The organism is Mycobacterium mantenii, assembly GCF_010731775.1.
Classification (GTDB): domain Bacteria; phylum Actinomycetota; class Actinomycetes; order Mycobacteriales; family Mycobacteriaceae; genus Mycobacterium; species Mycobacterium mantenii.
In genome coordinates this window covers 4,213,598-4,236,797 of the sequence record NZ_AP022590.1, presented here as the reverse complement: position 1 = coordinate 4,236,797, position 23,200 = coordinate 4,213,598, and the positions used below count along the sequence as shown (strand labels likewise).

Annotated in this window: 23 protein-coding genes and 1 pseudogene; 14 read left to right on the top strand and 10 right to left on the bottom strand. The window is 67.1% G+C overall.

Annotated features, from left to right (window positions below; genetic code table 11):
- Positions 1-2 precede the first annotated feature (2 nt).
- From G6N50_RS19160 to G6N50_RS19140, 5 genes and pseudogenes are all read right to left on the bottom strand, one after another.
- The gene (locus G6N50_RS19160) at positions 3-839 is read right to left on the bottom strand and encodes an SDR family oxidoreductase (RefSeq protein ID WP_083094706.1); all 837 of its coding nucleotides are present in this window, start codon (positions 837-839) and stop codon (positions 3-5) included.
- Positions 840-900: 61 nt separating this feature from the next.
- Positions 901-2,208, bottom strand: a complete 1,308-nt coding sequence (locus G6N50_RS19155) for a sodium/calcium exchanger protein (protein ID WP_083094705.1) — start codon at positions 2,206-2,208, stop codon at positions 901-903.
- A 248-nt stretch (positions 2,209-2,456) separates the two neighbouring features.
- Complete coding sequence (locus G6N50_RS19150) at positions 2,457-3,275, bottom strand: SDR family NAD(P)-dependent oxidoreductase (protein WP_083094704.1); 819 nt, start codon at positions 3,273-3,275, stop codon at positions 2,457-2,459.
- Positions 3,276-3,689, bottom strand: coding sequence for a nuclear transport factor 2 family protein (locus tag G6N50_RS19145; protein WP_083094703.1), 414 nt, complete (start codon positions 3,687-3,689; stop codon positions 3,276-3,278).
- A pseudogene (locus G6N50_RS19140) lies at positions 3,686-4,728 on the bottom strand (zinc-binding dehydrogenase). The gene G6N50_RS19145 and the pseudogene G6N50_RS19140 overlap by 4 nt, the downstream one beginning before the upstream one ends.
- A gap of 124 nt (positions 4,729-4,852) precedes the next feature.
- On the opposite strand from G6N50_RS19140, the gene G6N50_RS19135 reads away from it, so the two are divergent.
- The 6 genes from G6N50_RS19135 to G6N50_RS19115 all read left to right on the top strand — a co-directional run bounded on the left by G6N50_RS19135 (position 4,853) and on the right by G6N50_RS19115 (position 9,930).
- Positions 4,853-5,719: a helix-turn-helix domain-containing protein gene (locus tag G6N50_RS19135; protein ID WP_083094702.1), complete on the top strand. Its 867-nt coding sequence runs from the start codon at positions 4,853-4,855 to the stop codon at positions 5,717-5,719.
- A gap of 81 nt (positions 5,720-5,800) precedes the next feature.
- Complete coding sequence (locus G6N50_RS19130) at positions 5,801-7,207, top strand: MmgE/PrpD family protein (RefSeq protein WP_083094701.1); 1,407 nt, start codon at positions 5,801-5,803, stop codon at positions 7,205-7,207.
- Positions 7,208-7,274: 67 nt separating this feature from the next.
- Positions 7,275-8,039 (top strand): DUF2127 domain-containing protein, encoded by a 765-nt coding sequence (locus G6N50_RS19125; protein WP_083094700.1) that lies wholly within the window; start codon positions 7,275-7,277, stop codon positions 8,037-8,039.
- 87 nt (positions 8,040-8,126) lie between these two features.
- A complete protein-coding gene (locus G6N50_RS19120; RefSeq protein WP_083094699.1) occupies positions 8,127-8,972 on the top strand; it encodes an SDR family oxidoreductase in 846 nt (281 codons plus the stop codon).
- A gap of 154 nt (positions 8,973-9,126) precedes the next feature.
- Complete coding sequence (locus tag G6N50_RS28870; RefSeq protein ID WP_169926953.1) at positions 9,127-9,291, top strand: hypothetical protein; 165 nt, start codon at positions 9,127-9,129, stop codon at positions 9,289-9,291.
- A 27-nt stretch (positions 9,292-9,318) separates the two neighbouring features.
- On the top strand, positions 9,319-9,930 hold the full coding sequence (locus tag G6N50_RS19115) for a class I SAM-dependent methyltransferase (RefSeq protein ID WP_083094698.1): 612 nt from the start codon (positions 9,319-9,321) through the stop codon (positions 9,928-9,930).
- On the opposite strand, the gene G6N50_RS19110 is transcribed toward G6N50_RS19115, so the two are convergent.
- Positions 9,865-10,455: a CGNR zinc finger domain-containing protein gene (locus tag G6N50_RS19110; protein WP_083094771.1), complete on the bottom strand. Its 591-nt coding sequence runs from the start codon at positions 10,453-10,455 to the stop codon at positions 9,865-9,867. The two genes, G6N50_RS19115 and G6N50_RS19110, sit on opposite strands and share 66 nt — an antisense overlap.
- A 149-nt stretch (positions 10,456-10,604) precedes the next feature.
- On the opposite strand from G6N50_RS19110, the gene G6N50_RS19105 reads away from it, so the two are divergent.
- Positions 10,605-11,300: an SDR family oxidoreductase gene (locus G6N50_RS19105; protein ID WP_083094697.1), complete on the top strand. Its 696-nt coding sequence runs from the start codon at positions 10,605-10,607 to the stop codon at positions 11,298-11,300.
- A gap of 245 nt (positions 11,301-11,545) precedes the next feature.
- Positions 11,546-12,004 carry an SRPBCC family protein gene (locus G6N50_RS19100; RefSeq protein ID WP_083094696.1) on the top strand — a complete coding sequence of 153 codons (459 nt, stop codon included), beginning with the start codon at positions 11,546-11,548 and terminating at the stop codon, positions 12,002-12,004.
- Positions 12,005-12,039: 35 nt separating this feature from the next.
- On the opposite strand, the gene G6N50_RS19095 is transcribed toward G6N50_RS19100, so the two are convergent.
- The 3 genes from G6N50_RS19095 to G6N50_RS19085 form a co-directional block, all read right to left on the bottom strand.
- Positions 12,040-12,786: a methyltransferase domain-containing protein gene (locus G6N50_RS19095; RefSeq protein ID WP_083094695.1), complete on the bottom strand. Its 747-nt coding sequence runs from the start codon at positions 12,784-12,786 to the stop codon at positions 12,040-12,042.
- A gap of 127 nt (positions 12,787-12,913) precedes the next feature.
- Positions 12,914-14,290: an adenylate/guanylate cyclase domain-containing protein gene (locus G6N50_RS19090; protein ID WP_083094694.1), complete on the bottom strand. Its 1,377-nt coding sequence runs from the start codon at positions 14,288-14,290 to the stop codon at positions 12,914-12,916.
- A gap of 15 nt (positions 14,291-14,305) precedes the next feature.
- Positions 14,306-14,929 (bottom strand): TetR/AcrR family transcriptional regulator, encoded by a 624-nt coding sequence (locus G6N50_RS19085; RefSeq protein ID WP_083094770.1) that lies wholly within the window; start codon positions 14,927-14,929, stop codon positions 14,306-14,308.
- 180 nt (positions 14,930-15,109) lie between these two features.
- Between G6N50_RS19085 and G6N50_RS19080 the strand changes: the two genes are divergently transcribed.
- The 4 genes from G6N50_RS19080 (at position 15,110) to G6N50_RS19065 (ending at position 19,656) form a co-directional block, all read left to right on the top strand.
- Positions 15,110-16,060 (top strand): oxygenase MpaB family protein, encoded by a 951-nt coding sequence (locus tag G6N50_RS19080; RefSeq protein ID WP_083094769.1) that lies wholly within the window; start codon positions 15,110-15,112, stop codon positions 16,058-16,060.
- 159 nt (positions 16,061-16,219) lie between these two features.
- Complete coding sequence (locus G6N50_RS19075) at positions 16,220-16,984, top strand: SDR family oxidoreductase (RefSeq protein WP_083094693.1); 765 nt, start codon at positions 16,220-16,222, stop codon at positions 16,982-16,984.
- Between the two features lie 171 nt (positions 16,985-17,155).
- Positions 17,156-18,256, top strand: a complete 1,101-nt coding sequence (locus tag G6N50_RS19070; RefSeq protein ID WP_083094692.1) for an AMP-binding protein — start codon at positions 17,156-17,158, stop codon at positions 18,254-18,256.
- Positions 18,257-18,291: 35 nt separating this feature from the next.
- Positions 18,292-19,656 carry an aldehyde dehydrogenase family protein gene (locus G6N50_RS19065; RefSeq protein ID WP_083094691.1) on the top strand — a complete coding sequence of 455 codons (1,365 nt, stop codon included), beginning with the start codon at positions 18,292-18,294 and terminating at the stop codon, positions 19,654-19,656.
- 46 nt (positions 19,657-19,702) lie between these two features.
- On the opposite strand, the gene G6N50_RS19060 is transcribed toward G6N50_RS19065, so the two are convergent.
- Positions 19,703-20,446 (bottom strand): cutinase family protein, encoded by a 744-nt coding sequence (locus G6N50_RS19060; RefSeq protein WP_083094690.1) that lies wholly within the window; start codon positions 20,444-20,446, stop codon positions 19,703-19,705.
- 301 nt (positions 20,447-20,747) lie between these two features.
- Here G6N50_RS19060 and G6N50_RS19055 point away from each other — a divergent pair, with 301 nt between their 5' ends.
- Both G6N50_RS19055 and G6N50_RS19050 read left to right on the top strand, forming a co-directional pair.
- Positions 20,748-21,644 (top strand): SDR family NAD(P)-dependent oxidoreductase, encoded by an 897-nt coding sequence (locus G6N50_RS19055; RefSeq protein WP_083094767.1) that lies wholly within the window; start codon positions 20,748-20,750, stop codon positions 21,642-21,644.
- A complete protein-coding gene (locus tag G6N50_RS19050; RefSeq protein ID WP_083094768.1) occupies positions 21,634-23,199 on the top strand; it encodes an AMP-binding protein in 1,566 nt (521 codons plus the stop codon). Before G6N50_RS19055 ends, G6N50_RS19050 begins: the two co-directional genes overlap by 11 nt.
- Position 23,200 lies beyond the last annotated feature (1 nt).

Below are 23,200 nucleotides of genomic sequence, written 5' to 3'. Positions count from 1 at the left end.
GGCTAGCTGCCGGCGGTCACCCTGGCTCGTTCGGTCATCGAGGCGATCACGCCGCCGTCGTTGAGAATGTCTGTGCCGGTCAGATATCCGGCCTTCTCGCTGGCGCAGAACGCGAGCAGCTCGGCCATCTCTTCCGGCTTGCCCCACCGCGGGACGGCGGCGTTGGTGACCATCGCGCCGGCCCCGGCCTGCTCCTCGAGCCGGCCCATCTCGGTGTCGATCGAGCCGGGCGACACCGAGACGATGCGCACCCCACGCGTGTTGAATCGCTCCGCCTGCGACTGGCTGTACCACTTCACGAAGCTCTTGCTCACGGCGTAGGCGAGGCCGGACCGCGCTTCTTCGGGCACGATGTTGCAGGTCGTCAGCATGGCCTCCAAAAAGGCGTCGGCGTCCGTCAGCGCCAGCGGAAACTGATCCACCGGAACCATTTCCGCGGGCAGCAGGTGCGCCGCCATCGACGCCACGTTGACGATCACCGCGCCCTCGCCGGCGACCGCGAAAAGCGCCTCGTTCACGTTGAGCGTGCCGAGCGCGTTGGTCCGCATGACGTAGTCGGCCGGGCCCATGCTCGGGCTCACCCCCGCGGTGTGGATCACCGAGGCGAGGGTCCCGAGATCGTGCGCGGTGGCGAGCAGGTCCGTGACCGCCCGCCGCTCGGTGACGTCACAGTCGACGGCCGTGACGGTCATCCCGAGCTCTTCCAGGTTTGCAGCCGCGGCCTTCAGGCGGTCCTGCCTGACGTCGCAGAGGACCAAGGCATGGTCGCGGCCGACGATTTTGGCGGTGGCCACACCCATGCCGCCGGCGCCGCCGGTGATCACCGACACTCGATTCATACCTGGACGGTATACGCAGCGCGATTTCGGACCCGGCCGCGGGGCGGTCATCGGCGCCGGCCTACGCGGGGCGGCTGACACCTTCCGCGCCGTCGTGGTGCGGGTGACCGCTGTGCCGGAGGGCCGTGCCGAAGAACGGCGCCCCGATGGTGGCAGCGATGTGACGGCGGTTGAGGATCAGCCCGACGACGGCCACCGCGGTATAGGCGCCGCAAAGCAGTAGCCGCCCCTGTGTCGAGAAGATCGGGAACTGGACGACGAACAGTCCGAGCAGTGTGCATGCGGCGGCCCGGTGGAACCGCAACGCCAGGATGAGCGTGACCCCCATCATCGTCTGGGTCGCGGTGAGCAGCACCTCCTCCACCTGGCGGGAGTCGAGGTACAGGGAGAACCCGCCGCCGCCCAGCAGGTGGGCGATCGGCAGTGACCCGATCAGCAGGGTCCATTGGTTGACCTTGGAGGAGATCAGCGTGGCGATGGCCACCGTACCCTTGCCGCGGGTGGCGAAGATCGTCGCGATGATGAACTCCGGTGCTTCGGAGGCCAGCGGAGCCAGCCACTGCACCAACAGGAAGCGGTTGATGCCGAGTTCGGTGCCGGCGGCGACCAGATTGTCGGCAAAGGGCTTGGCGCACAGCAGGATGACCCCGCCCGATATAAGGAACAGGCCGACCACGGCGATGCGCCGCCGGCGGTCGGGCAGTTCACCCAGAGCGGCCGCGGTGCCTATCAGGTCGGGCTCTTCGACGTCGCCGTGGCTGACCTTGTAGAGGTAGAACCCGAACCAGGCCAGCAACGCCAGCCCCAGCCCGAGATGGATCTGGCCGCTCGCCGGGATCAGGAACGCGATCACACCGGCGACCAACAGGAATCCGAGTTCCAGGCGGTTTGCTGGTTCCAGTGTCAAACCAGGGGACTTGTGCGCACCGGACTTGCGCGCGACCAGGATGCTCACCAGCACCACAACCGGCCAGCCCAGACCCATCAACAGCCGGTTGGACCCGGTCATGTTGGCGGCGGCGTACTGCGTGTAATCCGCGTTGTGGCCGGACACGTAGGCGTAGTAAAGGTCGACGGCGTATTCGGGCAACACGGCTATCAACGCGAGCAGCGCCGTCGCCAGCCCGCCGGAGACGTCGATCTGGGCGGCCTCGGCGGCCCACGCCAGCAAGAAACTCGCCGCGACCACCGCCGCCCCGAAGATCAGCAGGGCCAGCACCGCGCCGGTATGCAGGCCGGCGATGCGGACGACCACGGCCGGGACGACGAATGCGCCGGTGATCAGTCCAGAACGGGTCAGGGTGCGGCGCCGCCAGCGTGCCGTCGTCCAGACGGTGGCTGCGGGCCTGTCTATGGCGAGCATCGTCATCCTTCGCAGGCGGTGGCGATCGGGTGGCTACGTCGGCTCGGTTGCCGTGGCGAATCGGATACCCAAAATACCCCGGGCCTACGTGGTCAGCAACGTAGCGGGTCGGCTAAAGCAACAGCACTACGGTACCTATATTTGCTGCCCAGGGCCTCCTTGAGGCCAGAGTTAGGCTGCCCTGATTTAGAACTTTGGCAAACCTCGCCATTGGGTGTACGACGCACAGCGAACGCCCGCGGTTCCCGCCGGGCTCAAGCGTCCGGGCCCATGGCCGCCGCGGCGGCTTGGGCGAACAGCTCGACGGCCTGGTTTCGGCTCAGCGATGCCAGCAGCTGCGCGGCGGCGCGCATGGTCTCGCCCACCATCAGGGTCGGGCCGTTGCCCAGGTTTTCGAACGCCTCGGCGATGACGTCGGTCACGGCCGCCGCGTCCGTTGGCACCTCGTCGGGGGAGCCGAGCTGGCCGCGGCTGTATTCGAGTTCGCGCAATGCCGGTGTGTTGGTCTTACCCAGGATGAGGCCCAAGACGTCGACGCCCTTGTCGTGCAGTTCGGCCCACAGCGCCTCGGCGAAGACCATGTCGAATGCCTTGGAGGCGCCGTAGGCCACCATGTTCGGACCGCCGGCCAGCCCGGCGCCGGAACCGAAGATGACGATGCCGCCGCTGCCTCGTTCCACCATTGCGGGCGCGAAATGGTGACACAGCTGCATAGGCACCATGCAGTTGCGCTGCACCATCGCCTCGGCGGCTTCGATCGAATTGGCGAGGAACGGCTCGAAATTCGGGTCGGCACCCGCGCAGTACACGAGCATTCCGATCTCCAGGTCTCGGGTCGCCGCGGCGATCGTCACGGCCGCGCCCGGCCGCGCGAGATCGATTGCTACAGTGCGGGTTTGCGCCGATGTGTTGGCCTCGATCTCGGCGGCGACGCGGTCGAGAACGGTTTGGCGGCGGGCCAGCAACACCACGTTGACACCGCGCTCGGCGAGGCCTTCGGCGAACGCCGCGCCCACCCCGTCGGAGGCTCCGGCCACCAGCGCCCACGGTCCGTATTTCGTCGCGAATGTCATCTATGCGTTCCCCACCGTCGTGATGCGCACCTGGGTGTAGCGCCGGCGGGCGATGCGCCACCCCGCCGGTGTGCGCACAATGTCGTCGTCGTAGAAACCGATCGCGTTGACGCCAGAGTTGTTGTTGCCGGCCATGATCAGGCCGTCGATATAGGTGCGTGCCGTGGCGTTGTCACCGTCGAGGGCGATGGTCTGGTTGGTCAGGCGGTGCAGGGTGTGCCCCGCCAGGGCGTGCACCTGCTCCATGAAGGCGGCGACGGCGTCGACGCCGTGCCACGTCCCGATCTCGCCGTAGTCGAGTTCGCAGTCGTCGGTGAACACGGTGCGAAACAGCGGCCAGTCGCGCCGGTCGATCCCCGTCGCATAGCGCACCAGCAGGTCGGAGATGTCTTGGCGGTCATCGCGTTCGCTCACAAGATGTCTCCATTCGGGCGGACGACGATTCTGGGCGGACCGTCGGACCTGCGGGCCTGATCGAGGGCGTCCGGCACCTCGTCGAGGCCGATGATCTTGCCGACGCTCGGCAGCGGGTCCAACCGGCCCGCCACGATGGCGTCGAGTGTGCCGTACCAGTCTTGCGGGTGCGGGCCACCACCGAACTGGATGGTCACGCCCTGGCGGGTGGCGGTGGTGATGTCGAGGGTGTCGCCGGTGTACCAGCCGCCCGCACAGTAGATGCGGTGCCCATTTCGGCGGATTCGACCAGTTTCTGAATCAAGCCGGATGCCCCCACGCATTCGAATATGACTGCGGGGCCGGACAACCCGTATTGCGCACGGACCTGGTTAAACGCGTCGAACGGGGACGTGTCGGCCGCGTCGACCAGGACGTGCGCGCCGAAGCGGTCACGGGCGAGTTGGCGCCGGTCGGATTTGTAGTCCGTGACGACGATGGGTTCGATGCCGCGACCGGCCAGGGCTGCGACCGCTGAGAGCCCGATCGCTCCCGCGCCGACGACGATGGGGATCTCGCCTTGTTGCAACTGCGCCGACCGCACGTAGAACTCGCCGACGGCGAACGCGTCGGTCAATGCCACGGCGTCGCCGGACACCTCATCGGGGACGGGTTTGGCCGCAACTTCCGAAACCACCAGCAGCTCAGCGAAACTGCCCTGCGCCTCGGGATGCTGACCGATGATCCGCATTCCGCCCGCGCCGCCATCGACAAGGCGCACCGGCATGGCCGTCACGCGCGTACCGAGGGCGAACTGGTCGGTGCAGCCGGGCCCGCGCCCGATGACCTCGCCGGCGAATTCGTGGCCGAGCACGATGTCGCGCTCGGTGTCGTACAACGAGCGACCGGTCGGGTCGTCGACGGCAAGTTCGGGATGATCCATGAAATGTACGTCGGATGCGCAGATCGCAGTGCTCAACGTGCGCAGCAGCAACTCGCCCGGTCCGGGCTCGGGGTCCGGCGTCTCGCGGACCTGCAACCGCCCGTCCCGTAACACCACAGCGCGCAATGCGTTAACTCTCTCGAATAATCGATATATGATCTCGAATGTTCGCACAACTGTAAAAACGCCGTCGTAAAGGAGTCAAGCGATTCGCGGATCGACGTCAGCGCCGACCGCCCGCGTGCTCGATGTCGTCGAGCTGCTGGCGCGGTCCGGAAGTGCGCGACTGCGCTTCTCCGATGTGGTGCGCGAGCTGGATCTCACCCAGGCGACCGCGCACGCAATTCTGAAGACGTTGTGTGACCGCGGTTGGGCCAGTCGCGATCCGGTCGCAAAAACGTTCACCCTCGGTCCCGCGCTCGCCGTGGTGGCCGCCCGCACGGACACCGCCCGGCCGCTCGCGCATGCGGCGCGGTCCGCGGCGCTGCGACTCTCCCGCGAAGTCGGCTACGCCTGTTCGGTGGTCGAGAAGTTCGGTGAATCCTTGGTGGTCACCGCATTTGAGGGTGAACCGGCCACCCAGCCCTCGGGAATACCGGGTGATCGCATTCCGTACGCGCCGCCGTTCGGCGTCGCGATGGCGGCCTGGGACACCGAGGAGGAACAACGCGCGTGGATCCGGCGCGGCGCGGGCGGCAATGCCGACCGCACGGAGCGCCTCAGACAGGTGTTGGCCCACACGCGTGAACGCGGCTTCGACGTCGATTGGACGACGCCGGCGCTTGCGCAGGCGGTGCAGGTGGTCGGCACCTTGGACAGCAGCGAGATGCCGACTCCGGTGCGCCACATCATGGATCAGTTGCTGGTCGAGTTCACCACCATCGGATTCCTCTCCGACGACAACCCGGGCCGCCGCAAGCAACCCGTCGTGACCATCGCCGCGCCGGTTTTCGACGGTCGGCGGCGCGTCGCCCTGATGGTGGCCGTGCACCCGCTGTGTGCGCTGAGCGCCCGCCAGATCCGGGACATCGGTAAACACCTGACCGACGAGACGGCCGAACTGAGCGGGTCGCCACCGCGACCGGCCGCGATCGACACCGCCATGTAGTGCATCGCACAAAGATCGGGCACCGGACGGCGGTCGCTGCCCGCCCGCGGCAAGGTAGCCTCGCCTGGGAGGCGAAAACTGGTGGCACATAACTACGTTGTCGACGATCTGGCCGATTTCGTCATTCGTGCGCGACCGGCGGATCTGACCGGACAACCGCGGGCGTTGTTGAAACGCAATGTGCTGGACAGCATCGCGTGCGCGGTCGGTTCACTGGACGGCGAGCTCATCCCGACGCTTCGCGAACACACCGCCCGGTTCGGTGGCGCCCCGACGGCCACCCTGGTCGGCGGCGGGCGGGCATCGGTGGACCAGGCCGCGTTTTTCAACGCGGTGCTGGTGCGCTATCCCGATCTGCTCGACACCTATCTGACCGTGGGCGGGCTCTGCCATCCCGCCGACAACATCGGCGCCATTCTGGCCGTCGCCGAGCACACCGGCGCCGGCGGAGACGACTTTCTGCTGGCACTGGCAGTCGCATACGAGATCCAATGCCGTTTCAGCGCGCAGGTTCCCGTGATGGCGCGCGGACTCAATCACGCGCTGCAGCTGTCGATGTCGGTTGCGGCGGGCAGCGCAAAGCTGCTGGGACTGAGCGCCGAGCAGACCGCCAACGCCATCGCCGCCGCGGCGGCCGACAACGTGTCGTTGGCGACCGTGCACGCCGAACCGGTTTCGAACTGGAAGGGCATCTCGCCGGCGATCACCGGTATGCGTGCGGTGTACACCACGATGCTGGCCGCCCGCGGCATCACCGGACCCAAGTCGCTGTTCGAAGGCCCACACGGGTTGGTGCAGCTGTTCGATCAGCCCATCGATCTCCGCACCGCTGACCGGGGTCTCACCTGCGTCGAGCAGACCTACTTGAAGCAGTACTGCTCGCTCATCCACGGTCAGGTGGTGATCGATGCGGTGCTGGCAGTTCGCAGCGAGAACGGTTTGCGCGGTGCGGATGTCGCGCGGGTCGTCCTCGAGGTCTTCCAGGGGGCATACGACTTCGCCGGTGGGGGAGCGTACGGCGACAAAGAACATCCGATCACCAAGGAGCAGGCCGACTACAACCTCAAATACCTGACCGCGGTCGCCCTGATCGACGGCGGTGTCGGCCCCGAACAGCTTGAAGACGAGCGGGTTTCGCGAAGCGACGTCCAGGAACTGCTGTCACGGGTGGAGGTCAAGCCGGCCGCCGATCTGACGGCGGATTATCCGCAACGCACGGCGGCTCGTGTGCACGTGATCGTGGACGACGGGCGAGAGTTCAGCCGCGAGCAGTCGGATTACGAGGGATCACCCACCCGCCCGATGTCCTGGGAACGGGTCGTGGACAAGTTCGGCTGGCTCGCCGAACCGTTCTGCGACGCCCCTTTGCGCGCCGACATTGTCGCCGCAGTGTCCCGGCTCGACGAAATCCCGATCACCGGACTCACCGGCCTACTCGGGTCGGTGCTTCCCACCGCCCGGCGCGCACGCAGCAAGCCCCGCTTCTGACGCCCTTGCTGCGCAGGATGTGCGCGCCCCCTTGCGTGGTCGACCGCCCGCCGTGAATGATCCGGCGATGGGCAAAGAACACGGCCGCAATCGGTGGGAGCTGGTCACCTGCGCTGTTGCCGGTCACGTCACCTATGCACCCGACGAGAAGTCACTCGCCGACCGGCTGAGCGGGCGCACCGGGCTGGGTGAAGTGTGGCGCTGCTTGCGGTGCGGCGAATTCACGGTCGGTGAGCCGCATGGCCGCGGCCGCGCCGAAGACGCACCGATGATCACGCGCGGCAAGGCATTACGCCAGGCCATCATCATCCGCGTACTGGCGGTGGAACGCTTGTTCCGGGCGGTGGCGATTGCGCTGGCGGCCTACGCGGTGTGGAAGTTTCGCGGCGCGCGCGGCGCCATTCAGGCCACCTTCGATCGCGACCTGCCGGTCTTTCGCGCCGCGGGCTTCAAGGTCGATCAGATGACGATCGTGCACGAGTTGGAGAAGGCACTGGCTGCCAAGCCGTCCACCCTGGCGCTGCTGACCCTGATGCTGGCCGGTTACGCGCTGCTCGAGGTCGTCGAAGGGGTGGGCCTGTGGCTACTGAAACGCTGGGGCGAATACTTCGCGGTGATCGCCACCTCGGTCTTCTTGCCGCTGGAGATCTACGACCTGGCCAGGGGCATCACGATGACCCGCGCGGTGACCTTCACCATCAACGTCGCCGCGGTGATCTACCTGCTGATCTCGAAACGGCTGTTCGGGCTGCGGGGCGGACGCAAGGCCTATGACGAAGAGCGGCGCGGCGAACAGCTGCTCGACGTCGAGAAGGCCGCGGCGGAACCCTGATCCGAAAATGTCCTCGGCCACTCAGCGGGCGGGGCCAGCCGGAGCGACAGGGTCACCGGGCATACTGCCCTGAGAACGGAGGAGCCTATGGGGACCTATGCGATTACCGGGTCGGCTTCGGGGATGGGCCGCGAGACCGCGCAGCGTCTTCGGGACAACGGGCACACCATCATCGGTGTCGACATCAAGGACGCCGACATCGTCGCCGATCTGTCGTCGCCAGATGGACGCAAAGAGGCCGCCGACCGCGTCTTGGCGGCCTCCGACAACAGACTGGACGGCGCGGTGCTGGCGGCCGGTCTGGGTCCCAGCCCCGGCCGGGATCGGGTCCGCCAGATCGCCGCGGTCAACTATTTCGGGGTAGTCGAATTGCTGGCCGCCTGGCGCTCGGCGCTGGCCACCGCCGAAGGCGCGAAGGTCGTTGTCGTCGCTAGTAATTCGACAACAACGGTGCCCGCGGTGCCGCGCCGGGCCGTCAAGGCGCTGCTTGATCACGATGCCGACAAGGCGCTGCGAGCGGTGCGGCTGATGGGTCCGGCGGCGCCGACGATGATGTATGCGGCTTCCAAGATCGCTGTCAGCCGTTGGGTGCGGCGACACGCGGTGCTGCCGGAATGGGCCGGGTCGGGCGTGCGCCTGAACGCCCTGTCGCCCGGCGCGATCATGACACCGCTTCTGCAAGAACAATTGTCGGACCCCCGGCAGGCCAAGGCCGTCCGGTCGTTCCCGGTCCCGCTTGGCGGCTTCGGTGACGCGGGACACATGGCGGAGTGGATGTGTTTCATGTTGTCCGATGCCGCCGATTTCCTGTGCGGCAGTGTAGTGTTTGTCGACGGGGGCACTGACGCGTATTTCCGCTCCGACGACTGGCCCAAACCGGTGCCGGCACACCGTTTGCTTGGTTATCTACGCCGGTTCAAGGGTTTTCACTAGCAAGGCAGTTGCGTGCCTTTCGTTGCGGCTTAGGTGTGCCGCACGCCACAGAATGGCTTTTCGTCGCGTTTACCACGGCGCGGCACCCCCGTAAAACAGCTGCGGTGCAATTCAATGAGTCGGCGCACAGGCCGAAATAACAAAGGAACACACTGTGGCTACACTTCCGGCCTGGGTCAGCCAGGCTCCCGCCACTTTCGACATGGTCGCGCCACTGAAGTCGCGCGCCTCCGGCGTCTTGCACGTGATGCTCAAAGGCAAGCGGCGCCCCGCGACCGCGGGCCCGCGCCTGATGTCCAGAGGCGTCGAACGCTGTTGACCCCCAGACGGGCAGACTGGGGCGACGGTGAATGACTACGCGAAGCACGACTTCTACTGGAACCACAACAGCGCCTATCACCCCTGGCTGATCGGTATCGCCTCGCGGAACCGCGGCGATGTCCTGGAGGTCGGATGCGGGGAGGGGCTGCTTGCTCAGCGGTTAGCCGCGGTATCACGCCGCGTCGTGGGCATCGATGCGGATCCGATATCGGTGTGGCGCGCATCGGAGCGATTGCAGCCGATCGGAAACGCCTCGGTGGAACTGCTGCCGTTCGAGGATCTCGAGCCGGCCGAGCGTTCCTTCGATCCCATCACCTTCGTTGCCAGCCTGCATCATCTGCGGCTGCGCGCCGCATTGCAGAAGGCGCGCGAGATGCTTCGCCCCGCAGGCAAATTGGCTGTCATCGGACTGTCCGCCAACAAGAGCGTCGCCGACTGGGTGTGGGCCGGTCTTTGTACACCGGCGGCATACGCGGGTTCGTTGCTGCACCGGGAAACTCGCAACATCGGGGTCGCGGTCGCCGATCCCCGCGAAAGTCTGGCCGAGATCCGGCGGACCACAAGGGACGTCCTACCGGGGGCCCGCATCCGGCGGGGTCTCTACTACCGGTACCGCCTGCTCTGGCAGAAGGCCTGAGCCCGCGGCCCGATCGCGTTCGCGCCGCCGGGCCCGGGAGGCCCGCAGGTTGACGGCGTTGCCGCACGTCTTGACGTCGTGCCAGACCCCGCTGTTGTTCTTCGAGCGGTCGTAGAACGTCGAACCGCACCGGTGGTTGTGGCAGCGCTTGATCCGCCGCCAGGTACCGGCTTGCTGGCTCAGCAGGATCTCGCCCCACAGGGCCGATGCCAGCCAGCGCCAACCGCTGCCGCTGGGGTCCAGCCGCACCTCACCGGCGTCGGACAGCGTGAAAAATGCACCGACACCGCCGACGCCCCGACGGCTCGGCGGTTCGCCGGCCACCAGCCGCCCGATGGTGGTCCGCAAGGCGCGCAGCTTGACCAAATCCGCGTCACGCAACTCCGGTGACGACAAATCCACATCGCGGACGGACGACCACGCCCGCACCGCGGTGGCCGCCCAGTCGCCGGCATTCTCCGGGTTGGCCAGCAGGTCCGGCCCGTACCCGTCGATAGCCCTCGTGTTGAGGAAGTCCTGGACCAGGCCGAGGCCTGCCGGTGCCGTGGCGCACCCGTACCGCTGTGACGCAGTCCACGGAATAGACATAGGCAAAGACTAATTGACTATGTCGCAATGGTCAACTAGCGTGACGCAAACAAAATAGATTTGCCTAAGTCGAAGGAGCGGGAGTCATGGTCAACGTCAAGGGGTCGACGGTGGTGGTCACCGGCGGGCAGCGCGGTCTCGGCAAGGCCATCGTGGCGGAGTTGCTGGAACGGGGCGCAGCCAAGGTTTACGCGACTGCGCGGGCGCCAAAGCCCAGTCAGGATCCCCGGGTAGTCAGCGTCGAATTGGACGTTACCAAGCCCGAGTCGGTGGCGGCCCTGGCTGTTTCGGCTCCGGACGCCGACATCGTCATCAACAACGCGGGCGTACTCGGCGCGCGCAAGCTGCTCGACAGCGACATCGAGGAAGTACGCGCCGTGTTCGAGACGAACTACTTCGGCGCGCTCCGGGTCGCTAAGGCGTTCGCGCCGATCCTGGCCGGCAACGGTGGTGGCGCCCTGGTCGACATCGCCTCGATCTTGTCCTGGATGCCCGGATCCGGCGGGTATGGCGACTCCAAGGCGGCGCTGTGGTCGACAACCAATTCGCTGCGTATCGAGCTCGAGAAGCAAGGCACCCTGGTCGTTGCCGCGCACCTCAGCTTCACCGACACCGACATGACCTCCGGCTTCGACGCACCCAAGAACGACCCGCGCCAGGTGGCGCGCGCGATCGTGGACGGCATCGAGGCGGACGACACCGAGGTGCTGGCCGACGACGACACCCGCTACGTCAAGGCGGCCCTGTCCGGCCCGGTCGAGACGCTGCCCCGGATGGGGTGAACCGCCTGGACACATGAAGGTCTGCCCGAAGGCAGATCCCCGTCTTACGACGGTGGGTCAAGCAGGCCCTTGCGGTTGGCCTCGCCCAAAAATGGGCTTACTGCACTTCGAGCAGACCACCGGAGTTGCCCCGGCACCCATTACCGTCGCATCCCGACCGTCGGTGCTGCGATGGCCAAAAGTCCTCAGCGGCTCGGCCCAAAGTCACCAACGGACCAAGCCGCCCGACGTGCTTGGATAGCGGCATGCCCGATACGGAAGCTGAACGCGTCGTCAGCGCCACCCGCGTGATGTCAGCCAATGCCGCCCGGATTTTCGAGCTGATCGCCGACCCGTCCCGCCAGCCCAGCTGGGACGGCAACAACAACCTGGCATCGTCCGCTCCCGGGCAACGGGTCCATCGAGTGGGTGACGTATTCAAGACGACGCTGACCAATGGTGCGGTGCGGGAGAATCACGTCACCGAGTTCGTCGAGGGCAGTAAAATCGCTTGGCGCCCAGCCGAACCCAACAAGCAGCCGCCGGGCCACCTGTGGCGTTGGGAGCTCAGCCCGGTCAACGCCGAACTCACCACGGTGACCCACACCTACGACTGGACGGCGCTGAACGACGCCACCCGCCTCGAGCGCGCGCGTGCGACGACGGCGGACATGCTGCGCGAGTCGATGGATCGGCTCGCGATGCTGGCGCAATCGCCGGAATAAGGCCCGGCATCCGGTCGCCGGAAACGCCGGACGGGTCAGCCTTTCTTACCGCGAACCCACTGGAAGGTGCCGAAGTTCTTGACGCGCACGCTGGCAAAGCCGTTGTCTTCCAACACATCGCCGATTTCGTCGTCGTCGAACGCGTGCGCCCCGACGTTCGGCAGCCGTTGCCAATACCGGGCCAGGCGCCCGGCGGTCGGAACCATGACGGCCAGCCTGCCGCCGGGCCGCAGCACGCGGGCGATCTCGGCAAGGGCCGCGGATGGGTCCGGAACCAACTGCAGCACGGCCGTCGAAATCGCCACGTCGATCGTGTTGTCGCGCAGTGGAAGTCGTTGCGCATCGGCCTTGATGAAGCCGACCTGCGGGCCGGCTTCATTGCGGACGGCCCGGGCAAGCATCGGCTCGGAGATATCGACACCGAGGGCCAGCCCCTCGGGACCGGCGGCGCGCGCCAGCGACGCGGTGATGTTGCCCGGACCCGAGCCGACGTCCAGCGCGATACCACCCTGCGGGACCGCCAACCACTCCAGCGGCAGTTGCCATGCGCTGATCCAGCGACGAGACAGTGCCTGGGCATTGTCGTAGAGCATCGACCCGATCGCTGACGCCCAGGCCGCCTGGATCGGGCCGGTGTTCTTCTCGACGTCGCCGCCCCCGGCCGGGGCGGCGCCGAGCAGGTCGAGGTAACCCTTGCTCACGTCGGGATCGGCCGGCGGATCGATGAGCAGATCCAGCGCTCGCCGGAGCGCGGGAGGCAGCGAGATGTGCACGTCGGTCATGCGTACTCCTTCGATCAAAAGTCAAGCTGGGCACCATAAATCGAATGGAAAGCCGCGAAGCTCGGCTCCGGTAAGTCCCTCTTCGCAGCCTACGCCGACGCTTCGACCGCTGCGATTTGCCGCATGGTTACCGCCGGACGGCGGCGTGCTCGCGGACCAGGGCGTACAGGCGCCAGTAACCTGGTACCCCCTTGAGCGCCGTCTCGCCGTGGTCACCGAACCTGTGCCGCGACCCGGTGACGATGTCGCGCAGCGTGGAGGACACCAGCACCTCGCCGGGTGCTGCGAGTGCGGCCACCCGCGCGCCGATGTGCACGGCCATACCCGCCACGTCTGCGCCGCGCACCTCGACTTCGCCGGCGTGGATGCCGACCCGCACCTCGATGCCCAGCACGCGAACGGCGTCCACGAGGGCGTCGGCGCAGGCGATCGCCGCGCTCGGGCTGCTGAACGTCGCGACGAATCCGTCTCCGGCCGTGTTGACTTCGCGGCCACTGAAGCGCTGCAGTTCGTGGCGCACGATCCGGTCGTGGTTGTCCAGTAGGTCGCGCCAACGATGGTCACCCAGGATCGCGGCGCGCTCGGTGGAGCCGACGATGTCGGTGAAGACGATGGTGGTGAGCAACCGTTCGGCGTCGGAGCCGCCGCGAACCCCGGTGATGAACTCCTCGATCTCGTCGAGCATGGGCGCGGTGTCGCCCACCCAGTACAGGGCATCCTCGCCCGGGCACTCGACGAGGCGCGAACCGGCGATGTGCCCGGCGAGATAGTGCGCGTGCTCGACGGGGCTGAAGTCCTGGTTGTCGCGATGCAGGATCAGCGTCGGCACGGCGACCCGGGGCAGCCTGTCGCGGACGTCGCCCTCCCTGATCTTGTTGATGAAGGCGCGGGCCATGCTGGGCGACGCGGCCCGGTTACCGGCCATGTCCCACCACGAGCGGAACGCCTCGTCGTCCGCGACGGAGGGCGCGATGATGCCGAGCATGTCGAAACCCTGCTCGACGGCGTCGGGCTCCATCCCGACCGTGGTGAATTGATCGGCGGCCTCGAGCTCGGCGCCGATGGGGTAATCGGGGCCACGCAGCGTGCGTGCCGCGCCGTTGGCGATGACCAGGCTGCTCACCCGGTCGGCATGGTCGGCCGCGAGAACGATCGCGGCCAGCGTGGTGAACCCCGGGGCGAAGATGGTTGCCCGCTCGCATCCCACCGCGTCCATGACCGCGAGCGCATCGTTGGCCCACGATTCCGGGCCGAGCATGTCCAACGAGGGAACCCGCGACGACAGGCCGATGCCGCGCTGGTCGAACCGGATCACCCGGCAGAACGACGCGAGTCGGCGATGGAAGCGGTACATCGACGGCTCGAGGTCGACGCAGTCGATCGGGATCAACGGGCCCGGCAGCATGAGCAGGTCGATCGGGCCATCGCCAAAGACCTGATAGGCGATGTCGATCTCGCCGCAACTGGCGTACCGGGTCCGCGGAGCCGCAGAACTCCCAGCCACGGATTCAAGGCTAGTTCAGGGTGCCGACAATCGAGGTGCGTTGGCGGCCACGCTGATGATCGGGACCAGATAGCGGGCGGCGTACTCGCGAACCGCGGCCGGGTCCGAGGTGTCGAGCCGGTCGGTGGGAAAGACGATGATGCCCAACGCGACGCGAAGCAGGATGTCGGCGATGTTGTTCAGATCGGAGTCGGCCGCGTCGGCGCCGCAACGCCGCAGGGTGTAGGCGATCCCGTCGGCGAACTGGCGAATTGGGAATGCGTGCGAGCGGGAGAACAGGCCGAACAGTTCGGGTTCGCTGTCGGCGATCCGCGAATACAGCGGTGAGTCTTGAACCAGGCGAACCCCGAGTGCGAAGGCCTCGACCACCGCCTGTTGCGGATCGCAGCCCCGTGTCGCTTGGTCCAGGGTGATGAAGAACAGGCCGGCCTCGCGCCGCACCACCTGTGCGAACAGGTTCTCTTTGGTCGGGAAACGACGGTAGATGGTGCTGCGGCTGACCCCCGCCCGCGCGGCAATGTCGTCGATATTGGCGCGACGCACGCCATAGGTTTCGAACACGCTGCGCGCGGTGTCCAAGATGGTGCGATCGAGACCGGTGAGCGCCTCGGCAACGGCAGAACCCGGTTCGGACTGCATGATTCGCGGCATCGTATCAACTCCTCGGCATGGTTCATCACCGATTTTTCCGGGCCCCGGACTGCCCGGCATCGAGCCCTTGCTAGGCTTTGAAACAAAGATACGGCTTTGTGTCATTGGTTCACAATGCGTGGTCGGGGATGCCGTGACGCGCGGCGCCAATGCGACAAGGAGGTGGGCATGACCGCCCAGAACGACGCGGTGACCGCGGGGTCGCGGTTCGACACCGGCGTCCGCGAAGCGATGCCCATGCCCATCGACGACGAGATCGCCGACGCGTCCCCGCGGCTGGGACCGGACTCGTTGATCTGGAAGTTCTACGGAGACAACCGGACTCAGCTCTTCGGGTTCCAGCGCACCGCCGGGGTGGAGAACTGCATCGAGCAACTCGCGCAAGGCGTGCTGGACCACTCCGTCATCTTCAGCGACACGCTGGGCCGGGCCAAGCGGACCGCGCCGCCCCTGATGAACACCGTCTACTCCGACCAACCCCATGAATGGGGCCGCAAGGTGCGGGACTTCCACAAGACGATCAAGGGCACCGTCAGCGATGGGTCGAGATATCACGCGCTGAATCCGGAGCTGTTCTACTGGGCGCACGCCAGCTTCGTCGATCAGGTCATCTACAACACCGACACGTTCATCCGCCGCCTGTCCCGTGCCGAGAAGGAACAGATCTTCAACGAGGGCAAGCTCTGGTACAGCCTGTATGGCGTCAGCGATCGGGGACAACCGCAGACCTACGACGACTTCCTGGCCTACTGGGACGAGATGCTCGACCGGTTCGTCCCGCACAAGACCGTGCTGTACGGCACCGGCTACATCCGCAAGGGCATACCGGGGCCACGCCGGATCCCCAAGCCGGTCTGGAAGGTCCTGTCGGCGCCGTTGAATGCCTACACCCGGCTGGTCGTGGTGGGAACCCTGCCGCCGCAGATGCGCGAGGTGTGCCAGCTGCCGTGGGATGCTAAGAAGGAGAAGCGTTTTCAGCGCATCGCCTCGGCTATCCGCGCGCTCAACCCGCTTTTCAACCGGCTTCCGATCCGGGTGCTCTACACGAGCTGGGCGGCCGACGCGTGGAGCCGCGCGGGCGTCGACCCGCGCCCGCTGCACAACCGGCCGGCCGGGTAATCAGTAGCGCGGCTCCTCGTCGTCGTGGTGTCACTCGTGACACCACGCCAACGTATGAGGCATCGTGGTTAACCGGCTCCGCATTGGGGCATTCCGCTAGGTCGGCCAAGTAGGTCGGCCCAGCGAGCCGATGGCAGGGCGACCCGAAGGAGAACCGCGATGCAGATGACGGGCAATACCGTTCTGGTGACCGGTGGTGGCAGCGGCATCGGCCGCGGCCTGGCCGAATCGTTTCACCGGCTGGGCAATCAGGTGATCATCGCAGCCCGGCGCAGCGACCACCTTCGGGCCGTGGCCGAGGCCAACCCGGGCGTGCAAACTTATTCGCTTGATCAGGGTGACCCCGCCGACATCCGGCGGTTCGCCACCAAGCTGACCGACCAGTACCCAAACCTCAATGTGCTGGTCAACAACGCCGGCATTCAGCGGGTCGAGGACCTCACCGGCGGCAACGTCGGGTTGGCCGAACAGAGCATCGCCATCAATCTGCTGGGTCCCATCCGGCTGACCTCGGCCCTGTTGCCGGCGCTGTTGCGCAAGCCGCACGCCACGATCCTCAACGTGACATCCGGACTGGCCTTCATGCCCAGCGCGCTCACCCCGACCTACTGCGCCGCCAAGGCGGCGCTGCACTCCTACACCGAATCGCTGCGGTTCCAGCTGCGCGACACCTCGGTGCAGGTGATCGAGATCATTCCGCCGCACGTGCGGACCGCGCTGCAGGGGGAGCGGGGATTCGACCCGCGGGCGATGCCGCTGGAGGATTACATCACCGAGACGATGACGCTCCTGCAGACGCAGCCGCAGGCCAAGGAGATCGTGGTGGAGCGCGTCAAGATGTTCCGCTTCGCCGAGCGCGACGGCACCTACGACGACATCTATCCCCGTTTCAACGAGGCGATCACCGCCATGCTCGGCAGTTAGGCCACGCCTGGTTCAGCTTGCCCGGTTACTCGCGCGAACCGGCTCGGCGCTGAACGCCGCGTGCACGCAGATGAAACTCCCTGTGAAATAAGGCGATAAAGCGCGATGGCGACCTGCGCACACGCGCGATGTCCTTGGTGTACCGGTCCGCGATGGGACAGGATCGAGGTCATGGCCGAAGTCGATTTCACGTTGTTGGACGTTCCGCGATCGGCACCGGTCGAGGATGCCGAGACCTACTTGCGCGCGGTGATCGCCTGGCACTTCGGCGACGACACCGGCTCGCCGTTCTGGCTGCGGACCGCCCGCGGGTTGGACTTCAACCCGTTGACCGACGTCAACACCTTTGCCGATCTGCGGTTGTTTCCCAACCTGGTCAACGAATTGCGCAGTGTTCCAGTGGAGGACCTCATTCCGCGGGGTTACGCCTCGCCGGGATCGCCGCCGCTGCCCCTGATCTTCGAGTCCGGCGGCACCACCGGCGCCCCGAAACGCACTGTGCAGATGCCGGATTGGGTCGCGCAGGTCATCGACTGGCAAACTGAGGACTTCGCCGCCGGCGGCTTTGCCCAAGACCGAGGCTTCCTGTGCCTGATGCCCAGCGGGCCGCACGGCGTCGGCTACTTCTCCCGGCTGGTGTCACAGCGGCTGGGCGCGGTTTTTCACGCGATCGACATCGATCCCCGCTGGGTCAAAAAGATCGCCGCCCGCGCGGCGGCCGCCGAAGTGGCGGCCTACGTCGACCACGTCGTCGAGCAGGCCGTCCACGTGCTGCAGACGCAGAATGTCGCGAACCTGCACACCACCCCGCCGCTGCTGGAGGCGATCGCCCGCAACGACCGAGTGGTCGACCTGGTCAACGACAAGATCCGCTATTTACTGCTCAGCGGCGCGCACGTGGACGCCGACACCTTTGACCTGCTGCGCGGCATCTTTCCGGCGACGACGATCACCATGGCGTTCGGCAGCACCATGGTGTTGTCGCAGGCGGTCACCCGAACCGTCGACGGCGACGCATTCGTCTTCGACCCGCGCACCCCGTACGTGGTGTTCTGGGTGGTCGATCCCGACACGGGCGAACGGGTGCCGTACGGGCAGCCGGGTCAAGTGGTGATGAACCACCTCAGCAAGGGGATGTTCATACCGAACAACCTGGAGCGCGACCTGGCGATCAGGATGCCCGGACCGGCGGGCGAACTCAGCGATTCGGTCAGCGAGGTGCGGCCGGTGACCACTTTTGAGGGCGAGCCCGTCATCGAGGGCGTGTACTGAACGTGGGGCGTGAAAACCATTTCCCTGCAACAGGTTTGGTAACCCTGGACGCGCTGGGCGCGGACGGTGAATACCGGACCCGCAAGCGCGAGGTCATCGCGACCACCGGCGGTGTGGCGGTCGCGGAGTTGAGCATTGTTCCGCCGCTGTACGTTTCGCGCACGCTGGGCGCGCAGCGCAAGGCCGCGCCGCTGCCGCTTGCCCAGCGCGCGGCCGCGCTGTCCCGGGCCGCCGAGATCTTCGTGAACGGCGTGATCGCCGGACTGGATTTCGAGGCCTACGCCGGATTGGCCGGCCGGATTGCGGGCATGCCGATCGCGATCACGCGCGCGGGGGCGCGCGGGGTGGCCGACGCGGTCGCCGTCGCGTTCGACGCGGTCCGGCCGGCTCGGCCGGTGGGGGCGACGCTGGACTGGCGCGAGGAGCGCATCCGCGCGGGCGGTGCGCTGTGGGTGCGGCGCGGGGAGGTGTTCGCCGTACACGCTGCCGGAAACGGCCCCGGCGTCCACGGGCTCTGGCCCCAGGCGCTCGCGCTGGGCTACCGGGTCGCGGTGCGCCCGTCGCGGCGCGAGCCGCTGACCGCGCATCGGCTGGTGTGCGCGCTGCGGCAGGCCGGCTTTCGCGCCGAGGACGCCGCCTATCTACCCACCGACCATGCCGGGGCGGACGAAATCATCCGGTCCGCCGACCTCGCGATGGTGTACGGGGGCCAGGAAGTGGTCGACAAGTACGCCGACGATCCAACGGTGATCGTCAACGGGCCGGGTCGCACCAAGATCGTGATCACCGCCGACCGTGACTGGCATGACTATCTCGACGTCGTCGTCGAGTCGATCGCCGATCACGGCGGCATGGCGTGCGTCAACACCACCGCGGTGCTCTACGAGGGCGATCCCGCACCGTTGGCCCGGGCGATCGCCGAACGGTTGGCGGCTATCGAGCCGCTGCCCACCGATGACGAGCGGGCGGTGCTGCCCACCCAGCCCATCGACAAGGCGCGGGTCCTGGCGAACTTCCTGGCGGCCAAGGCCGCCGGGTCAACCCCGCTGCTCGGCGCCGATCAGGTGGTGGCCGACCTCGGTGACGGATACGCCGCGCTGCGTCCCGCCGTACACCTGATGGCCGAAGCCGACGTGGACAAACTCAACCTCGAGTTGCCCTTCCCGTGTGTGTGGGTAGCGCCCTTCACGCGCGGTACCGGGTTAGAGCCGTTGCGGCATTCGCTGGTCGTCACCGCGATCACCGGCGACGCGACGCTGATCGACGATCTGGTCGCCGAACCGACCGTCGCCAATGTCTACTGCGGGCATCATCCGACGTGGTGGCACGCGCCGGAGATTCCGCACGACGGATTCCTGGCGGACGCCCTGATGCGCAACAAAGGCTTCATCGGGGAGTAGGGCTGCCCGACATCGGGCGTCGGGCAACACAACCCCCGCGAGCCGGTTACTCTCCGAAGCCCCCGTGTGGCGACGCGACCGACGTCGCGCCGGGGCCGCCCATGCCCAGGTGGCTGGAGGCGAAGGCGACACCCTTGTCGATCATGGCGCCGTCGTCGGCGTAGGTGTCGTGGGCGGCGAAGTTCATCCCGTCGGAGCAGACCGGGTCTTCGGTGGCGCAGACCTTGACGGTCTTGTCCTGGAAGTTGGGTCCGATGACGACCGGCGGCTCCCCGAGGAAGTTCATGGCCCGCACGTTGGGCATGCCGAACAGCACGACCGAGGAGACATGGCTGGCCACCGAGGGGTCCAAGGGTTTGGGGACGGTGTTGGGGTCGATGCCGTCGGGTACGGCGGCCGAGGTGACAAAGCCCATCACGGCCGCGCCCTGGGAGTAGCCGCCGAGCACCATCTTGGTGTTGGGGCAGTCGCGGGCCATCGAAACCACGTGGGCGCCCGCGTCTCTGACGCCGTCGATGCCGGTGTCCCACTGGTCGGTGGCGGGGTAGTTGACCGGATAGACGTCGAACGACCGTGAGCCCACGCGTTGGCGCAACGAGTCGACGAAGGCCTGACCGGTGGGGCCTACACCCGGTGCTTCACCGGTGCCGCGGGCGAACACCACTTGCACGTCCGGACACTGAGCCGAGGCGGAGGGAATAACGGAAGTGGACATGGCTGAGAAGGCCACGCCCGAGGCTGCGATAACTACTGCGGGACCAAGGGAACGAATGACGTGACGTGCGATCATGCCGCCATTGTGCCCAGCCGACACGCCCCTTAAACACGGGAAACACCGAAATTACTGTGTTCTCATAAAAGAACCGCCGCTGATGCGGACGGGCTGAGATTGGTTGTGCGCGGCGCTCATCCGGCGCGGGCGCTCGCTGCGTGTGTCCCGGCAATCATCGAGGTTGTCCCTGGGGGTCGTTACGGCCGGGGCGGAGCGCGGGCCCGCGGCGCAATGTGGTGTGCTTCTAGTAGTTACGAGTCGGGGCACGGTGAAGCAACGGCCGACCTCGGCGAGCGGCTCGAATGAATGGGGCAGCGAAGTGAACGCGATAACGCAAGCCCTGAACACGATCACGGACCACGTCGCCAACCCGGCGCGGGTGTCGGATCCCGGCAAGTTGCGCGACGCCGTCTCCGGCAAGGCCGCCTTGGTGACCGGCGCCTCCTACGGCATCGGCGAGGCGACTGCGCGTAGCCTGGCCGCCGCGGGGGCCACCGTGCTGGTGGTCGCCCGATCCGAGGACAGGCTGTCCGACCTGACGGCATCGATCAACGCCGGCGGCGGTCACGCGGTCGCCTACCCGACCGACCTCACCGACGAATCGGCCGTGACCACCCTGACCAAGCGGATCACCGAGGAGCACGGCCCGCTCGACATCGTGGTCAGCAACGCCGGCAAGTCGTTGCGCCGCTCGCTGCACGACCAGTACGACCGACCGCACGACTTCCAGCGCACCATCGATATCAACTATCTGGGGCCTGTCCGGCTGCTTCTTGGCCTGCTGCCGGCCATGCGTAGCAACGGCAGCGGGCACATCGTGAACGTGTCCAGCGTTGCCGTGCGGGTCGCGCCGGGTCCGCAATGGGGCGTCTACCAGGCGTCAAAGGGCGCGTTCGACCGCTGGTTGCGCAGCGTGGCCCCGGAACTGCACACCGACGGTGTCGATGTCACCACGGTCTACTTCGCGCTGGTCCGCACCAGGATGATCGCGCCCACTCCGCTGCTGGGCCGCCTGCCCGGCATGTCGCCGGACGAGGCCGCCGACGCGATCGCCAAAGCGATCATCGAGCGGCCCCGTACCATCGAACCGCCCTGGGTGCTGCCGGCCGAGTTGGCCTCGGTGCTCCTGGCCGGCCCGGCCGACTACGCGGCCAGGCTGTGGTATCGCCGCTTCTTCACCGAGCCCGACAACGATGAGGCCGACCATGACGAATGACCGCGTGGTCACCACCGCCGTCCGGGCCCTGATGCACTCCGGTCTGCTCAATCCGCCGGCGCCGCTTGCGGCTTTCCGGCTGCTTCACGAGGCACGCCGGGGCGGCACGAATCCCTACACGCTGTTGGCGGTCACGACGGCCCGCTGGCCCGACCGAACGGCGATCGTCGACGACGACGGGGCCCTGAGCTATCGCCAGCTGCAACTGGCGACCGAGTCGCTGGCGCGGCGGTTGTCCGGTGAGGGTGTCGCGGCCGGGCAGGCGGTCGGGGTCATGTGCCGCAACGGACGCGGTTTCGTGGCGGGCGTTTTCGCCGCCGCTCTGCTCGGCGCCGACGTCGTCCTCATCAGTACGGAATTCCGCAGCGACGCGCTGGCGGCCGCGGTGCAAAGCCACCAGATCTCAACGATCGTCGCCGACAACGAATTCGCCGAGCGGGTCCGGGCCGCCGACGAATCGGTCGTCACCATCGACCCCGCGACGGTTGGGATCGACGAGGACGCCCGCCGGGCGGACGTGGCCGCACCGGGCCGCATCGTGCTGTTGACCTCGGGCACCACCGGCAAACCCAAAGGGGTGCCGCGCAGCCCGCGGATGCGCTCCGCGGTGGGCGTCTGGGTGACACTCCTCGACCGCACCCAGTTACGCACCGGATCGCGAATCTCGGTGGCAATGCCCATGTTTCACGGGCTTGGGCTGGGCATGCTGATGCTGACGATCGCCCTTGGCGGCACCGTGCTCACGCGTCGTGACTTCGACGCCGAAGCCGCGCTCGCCCAGGCGTCGCTACACCGCGCCGATGCCTTCACCGCGGTGCCGGTCGTGCTCGCTCGCATCCTCGACCTGCCCGACGAGGTGCGGGCCCGAAACCCGGTGCCGTACCTGCGGGTGGCGATTTCCAGCGGCGACCGCCTCGACCCGACTCTGGGCCAGCGGTTCATGGACGCCTACGGCGACATCCTTTACAACGGCTACGGCTCCACCGAGGTCGGCATCGGCGCCCTGGCGACGCCGGCCGATCTGCGCGAGGCACCCGAGACCGTCGGAAAGCCGGTCGCCGGGTGCCCGGTGCGCATCTTGAACAAGCACGACCAACCGGTCGGGCCGCGGGTCACCGGGCGGATCTTCGTCGGCGGCGAGCTGGCAAGCGACGGTTATACCGATGGTGGTGCCAAGGCCGTCGTCGAAGGCATGACCAGCACCGGAGACATGGGCTATCTCGACAACGCGGGCCGGCTCTTCATCGTCGGCCGCGAAGACGACATGATCATCTCCGGCGGCGAGAACGTCTACCCGCGCGCGGTCGAAAACGCACTCGCCCAGCACCCCGCCATCGCCGACAGCGTGGTCATCGGTGTTCCCGACGAACGGTTCGGTCACCGATTGGCGGCGTTCGTGGTCGCACAGCAGGGCAGCGACATCGACGTGCCGGAGCTGCGCGAGTACCTCAAGGGCCGGGTCTCTCGTTTCGAGCAGCCCCGCGACATCAACGTCGTAGACAGCATTCCGCGCAACCCCGCAGGCAAGGTGCTGCGCAAGGAACTGTCCGGCTAAC

What these genes read in the sequence shown, in the direction of transcription:
- G6N50_RS19160 (WP_083094706.1), bottom strand. Translation starts at nt 839, where the DNA reads ATGAATCGAGTGTCGGTGATCACCGGCGGCGCCGGCGGCATGGGTGTG.
- G6N50_RS19155 (WP_083094705.1), bottom strand. Translation starts at nt 2,208, where the DNA reads ATGACGATGCTCGCCATAGACAGGCCCGCAGCCACCGTCTGGACGACG.
- G6N50_RS19150 (WP_083094704.1), bottom strand. Translation starts at nt 3,275, where the DNA reads ATGACATTCGCGACGAAATACGGACCGTGGGCGCTGGTGGCCGGAGCC.
- G6N50_RS19125 (WP_083094700.1), top strand. Translation starts at nt 7,275, where the DNA reads ATGGGCAAAGAACACGGCCGCAATCGGTGGGAGCTGGTCACCTGCGCT.
- G6N50_RS19120 (WP_083094699.1), top strand. Translation starts at nt 8,127, where the DNA reads ATGGGGACCTATGCGATTACCGGGTCGGCTTCGGGGATGGGCCGCGAG.
- G6N50_RS19105 (WP_083094697.1), top strand. Translation starts at nt 10,605, where the DNA reads ATGGTCAACGTCAAGGGGTCGACGGTGGTGGTCACCGGCGGGCAGCGC.
- G6N50_RS19100 (WP_083094696.1), top strand. Translation starts at nt 11,546, where the DNA reads ATGCCCGATACGGAAGCTGAACGCGTCGTCAGCGCCACCCGCGTGATG.
- G6N50_RS19095 (WP_083094695.1), bottom strand. Translation starts at nt 12,786, where the DNA reads ATGACCGACGTGCACATCTCGCTGCCTCCCGCGCTCCGGCGAGCGCTG.
- G6N50_RS19085 (WP_083094770.1), bottom strand. Translation starts at nt 14,929, where the DNA reads ATGCAGTCCGAACCGGGTTCTGCCGTTGCCGAGGCGCTCACCGGTCTC.
- G6N50_RS19080 (WP_083094769.1), top strand. Translation starts at nt 15,110, where the DNA reads ATGACCGCCCAGAACGACGCGGTGACCGCGGGGTCGCGGTTCGACACC.
- G6N50_RS19075 (WP_083094693.1), top strand. Translation starts at nt 16,220, where the DNA reads ATGCAGATGACGGGCAATACCGTTCTGGTGACCGGTGGTGGCAGCGGC.
- G6N50_RS19070 (WP_083094692.1), top strand. Translation starts at nt 17,156, where the DNA reads ATGGCCGAAGTCGATTTCACGTTGTTGGACGTTCCGCGATCGGCACCG.
- G6N50_RS19060 (WP_083094690.1), bottom strand. Translation starts at nt 20,446, where the DNA reads ATGATCGCACGTCACGTCATTCGTTCCCTTGGTCCCGCAGTAGTTATC.
- G6N50_RS19050 (WP_083094768.1), top strand. Translation starts at nt 21,634, where the DNA reads ATGACGAATGACCGCGTGGTCACCACCGCCGTCCGGGCCCTGATGCAC.